Annotated in this window: 5 protein-coding genes; all 5 read left to right on the top strand. The window is 41.1% G+C overall.

What is annotated here, in order from left to right; translation table 11 throughout:
- On the top strand, window positions 1–562 hold a 562-nt coding region (locus tag LD39_RS19940; RefSeq protein ID WP_035552588.1), incomplete at its 5' end, for a class I SAM-dependent RNA methyltransferase.
- A 112-nt stretch (window positions 563–674) separates the two neighbouring features.
- A complete protein-coding gene (locus tag LD39_RS19935) occupies window positions 675–2174 on the top strand; it encodes a carboxypeptidase M32 (protein WP_035552591.1) in 1500 nt (499 codons plus the stop codon).
- A 127-nt stretch (window positions 2175–2301) separates the two neighbouring features.
- Window positions 2302–3135 (top strand): amino acid ABC transporter substrate-binding protein, encoded by an 834-nt coding sequence (locus tag LD39_RS19930; protein ID WP_035552585.1) that lies wholly within the window; start codon window positions 2302–2304, stop codon window positions 3133–3135.
- Complete coding sequence (locus tag LD39_RS19925) at window positions 3122–3823, top strand: amino acid ABC transporter permease (RefSeq protein WP_035552582.1); 702 nt, start codon at window positions 3122–3124, stop codon at window positions 3821–3823. The genes LD39_RS19930 and LD39_RS19925 overlap by 14 nt, the downstream gene beginning before the upstream one ends.
- A gap of 10 nt (window positions 3824–3833) precedes the next feature.
- A complete protein-coding gene (locus tag LD39_RS19920; RefSeq protein WP_035552579.1) occupies window positions 3834–4568 on the top strand; it encodes an amino acid ABC transporter ATP-binding protein in 735 nt (244 codons plus the stop codon).
- Window positions 4569–4580 lie beyond the last annotated feature (12 nt).

The following is a 4580-nucleotide window of genomic DNA, read 5'->3' as shown; positions in this document are numbered from 1 at the left end:
CCCAGACAAGCCATTAGTAGACCCTTTCTGCGGATCGGGAACCATTGCAATTGAAGCGGCACTGATTGGTCAAAACATTGCTCCTGGCTTTAACAGAGAATTTGCCTCAGAAGATTGGGAGTTTATTCCCCAAAAAGCATGGGATGATGCCTTTCAAGAAGCGGAAGACTGTGCAAATTATGACCAACCCTTAAACATTACAGGTTCAGATATTAATCCAGAACTGATTGATATTGCAAAGAAAAACGCAATGGAAGCAGGTCTAGGTGATCTAATTACTTGGAAGCAGATGCAGATGAGTGACTTCAAACCGAGGCAGGAAAATGGCTATCTCATTTCCAATCCGCCTTACGGTGAACGTATGGGAGAAAGAGAGGAAGTGGAGCAGATGTATCGTGATTTAGGGTCCATCATGAGCGATTTCCCTTCCTGGAGCGTTTACGTTCTGACATCCCATGAAGGATTCGAGAAGCTCTACGGTAAGCCTGCGACGAAAAAACGCAAGTTGTTCAATGGGTTTATTAAAACGGACTATTACCAGTACTTCGGTAAGCACGTATAAGAGAGATGGAAGACGCAAAGATTGTCCTTTGCGTCTTTTTACTGCTCTTATAAATAGCACTTGCAGAATAAAATTGATAAACTAAGAAAGAGATTTTGAAATGGAAAGGGAGATGGAAATGAGTCAATCGACAGAGCAAAAGTTCATGGACTTGTTAAAAGAGCAAGCGTCTTATGGAGAAGCTATTGGCCTAATGGCCTGGGACATGAGGACGAAAGCTCCTAAAAAAGGGATGGATAACCGTTCACAGGTTTTAGGCGTCCTTGCCCAGAAGGTACATGAAATTCAAACGTCCGATGAAATGAAATCATACATAGACGAACTTAAAGGGCATGTAGAGGATCCTGTTATAAAAAAATCCCTGGAGGAAGCAGAAGAAACTTACGAAAAAACTGCCAAAATCCCTGTCCAAGAATATCGTGAGTACGTCACGCTTCAATCAAAAGCTGAATCCATGTGGGGAGAGGCAAAAGAAAACAATGATTTTGAAAGCTTCCGTCCTTATTTGGAGAAGATCGTAGAATATAACAGAAGGTTTGCTGATTATTGGGGATATGAAAAACACCGTTATGACGCCCTCCTTCATAACTACGAGCCGGGCGTGACAGTGGAAATCATTGATCGCGTTTTTCCAAAAGTAAGAAAAGCTTTGACGGCATTGCTTGAGAAGATTCAATCCGCTCCGAAGCAGCCCGACCCATCTGTGTTGGAAGGGCATTTTTCCAAAGAAAAACAGGAGAAGTTCAGCTTAGAAATCCTGAAGCGAATGGGGTATGATTTTGATGCAGGCCGTTTGGATGAAACAGTCCACCCGTTTGCTATTGGTCTCAACATGAACGATGTACGGGTAACGACGAAGTATGATGAGCGTGATTTTCGCACGGCTGTGTTCGGTACGATTCATGAAGGCGGACACGCGTTATACGAGCAAAACATTGATCCTAAACTTGCCTTCACTCCGTTAGCTACAGGGACATCAATGGGAATCCACGAGTCACAATCGCTCTTTTGGGAGAATTTCATTTCTCGGAGTCAAGCCTTTTGGGAGAACCATTACGAGTTGTTTAAGTCCTATGCACCTGAGAGCTTTAAAGAACTTCCTATGGATGAATTTTATCGTGCCATTAACGAAGTGAAGCCCTCCTTAATTAGAATAGAAGCAGACGAACTAACTTATTGCCTCCACATAATGGTTCGTTATGAATTGGAAAAAGCTTTAATTGGAAGAGACATAGAAGTTAAAGACCTCCCAGAATTGTGGAATCAAAAGATGGAAGAATACCTCGGTGTAAGACCATCTAACGATTCAGAGGGAGTACTTCAGGATATCCACTGGTCTGGAGGAGACTTTGGTTATTTCCCTTCCTATGCTTTAGGTTATATGTATGCCGCACAAATAGAAAGTAAGATCAGCCAGGACCTTGATATAGAAACGATTATCCGGGCAGGAGACTTCCAGCAAATTAAACAGTGGTTAACAAAGAATATCCATCAATATGGGAAAATGAAGAAACCTTTGGAAATTTTGAATGATGTGACAGGCGAAGGATTGAATCCGGATTATATTATTCGTTATTTGACTGACAAATATAAAAAGATCTATCAGTATTAAGAGGGAAACAAGCCGGGCAGAGAGCCTGGCTTTTTTTGTATCAAAGAATTGACATCCTTGTGTTTCTCCGATAACATCATATAGGCGATAAAACATATCTTTTTACTTGGTTATAGGAGGAATATAAATGAAACGTACATTATTTATTGTATCTCTACTTGCTTTAGCTGTAATTTTATCTGCTTGTGGCAGCAGTGAGTCAGAAGGTGAGAATACAAGCTCTGAAGGCAGCAATGAAGAATCGGCTCAGTCATCTGGAAACCTTCTTGAAAAAATCAAAGAAAATGGTGAATTGTTGATTGGGACGGAAGGCACGTACCCTCCTTACACGTTCCATAATGAACAGGATGAACTGACGGGTTTTGATGTAGAAATTGCTAGGGAAGTGGCCAAACGATTGGGAGTTGAACCCGTTTTCAAAGAAACAAAATGGGATTCTATGTTTGCCGGGTTGAACTCAAAACGCTTTGATATGGTTGCTAACCAGGTCGGAATTACACCTGAGCGTCAAGAGAAATACTCTTTTTCTGATTCATATATTCAATCCTCTGCTGTGATCGTGACGCACAAAGATAACACGAGCATTTCGACTTTTGAAGATTTAAAGGGTGTAAAAACAGCACAGTCCTTGACAAGTAACTTCGCTAAGATTGCAAAAGAAAATGATGCTGATATTACCAGCGTGGAAGGATTCAATGAATCGATGCAATTATTGAGTTCAAAACGAGTGGAAGCGACAGTAAACGATCGTTTGTCCGTGCTTGACTTCATGAAACAGCGCCCGGATGCCCCTGTGAAAATTGCGGCACGTCAAGATGAAGCATCTAAAAGCGGGTTATTATTCAGACAGGGCAATGATGAACTTGTAAAAGCGGTCAATCAAGCTCTACAAGAGATGAAAGATGACGGCACCTATCTAGAAATTTCTAAAGAGTGGTTTGGTGAAGATGTATCTAAGTAACATTTTCACAGACAGTGCAATGCAAGAGAAATATATAGATATACTAATAAGCTCTTTTCTCCCTTTGGTGAAAGGGGCTTTGTATTATACGATCCCACTCACATTGATTTCATTTGCCATTGGTCTTGTACTTGCGATCATAACAGCCATGATGCGGATCTCTGGAGTTAAGGTGTTACAGGGAATCGCTAGAGTCTATGTTTCCATTATTCGTGGTACTCCATTGCTTGTCCAGTTGTATATTATATTCTACGGACTGCCATCCGTTGGTGTAACGATCAATCCCTTGATATCCGCTATTATCGGATTCTCACTCAATATGGGAGCCTACAATTCCGAGATCATTCGAGCAGCTGTATTATCGATTCCAAAGGGACAGTGGGAAGCCTCTCATTCAATAGGAATGACGTATTTGCAAGCCCTTAGACGTGTCATATTTCCGCAGGCGACAAGGGTTTCTATTCCGCCACTATCAAATTCTTTTATAGGGCTGATTAAAGATACTTCACTTGCTTCTACAATCACTTATGGCGAGCTTTTTCGCCAGGCACAGGAGATTGCTTCACAAAACTATGAATTTTTACTCGTCTATACGGAAGCAGCTGCAATTTACTGGGTGATTTGTGTTGCACTGTCATTTGTACAGGATCGAGTAGAAACAAGACTTGAACGATATGTATCAAAATAGGAGAGATTCGATGATCAACGTTAATAATATAAATAAACATTTTGGTTCTCTTCACGTATTAAAAGATATTGACATGGAAGTACAGAAAGGGGAAGTAGTTGTTGTCATTGGTCCATCAGGCTCAGGAAAGACTACTCTTTTAAGGACACTGAACGTGTTAGAAAGGCCGGAAGAAGGAAAAATTACCATCGGTCATCAACAATTGGACTTTACTCAACCGATCTCAAAAAAATCCATCATTCATTTCAGGAAGCAAACCGGTATGGTTTTTCAGAATCATAATCTATTTCCGCATTTTACAGCGATCGAAAATGTCATGGAAGGTCCGGTGACAGTGCAAAAAATTTCCAGAGAGGAAGCGAAGAACCGAGCGGCTGAAATCTTAACAAAAGTCGGTCTTGGAAATAAATTGGATGCATACCCTCATCAATTATCAGGTGGACAGCAACAAAGAGTCGGGATTGCCAGAGCTCTTGCGACAGGAGCGGAAGTTATACTGTTCGATGAACCGACTTCTGCTCTTGATCCTGAATTAGTGGGGGATGTGCTTGATGTGATGAAGGAATTGGCTAGAGAGGGAATGACAATGGTTGTCGTCACTCATGAAATGAGTTTTGCTGAAGAGGTAGCTGATAAGGTGATTTTCATGGATCACGGAAACATTGTTGAAGAAGGTTCCCCTGATCAAGTTTTCAGTCAGACACGTGAAGAACGAACGAAACAGTTTCTGAATCGAATTCAATAAGAAATTAAAAAA

It is taken from the genome of Halobacillus sp. BBL2006, from assembly GCF_000786645.1.
In the GTDB taxonomy this organism is placed as follows: Bacteria; Bacillota; Bacilli; order Bacillales; family Halobacillaceae; genus Halobacillus.
Note: the sequence above shows the minus strand (reverse complement) of the source record. Positions and strands in the feature narration are given on the sequence as shown.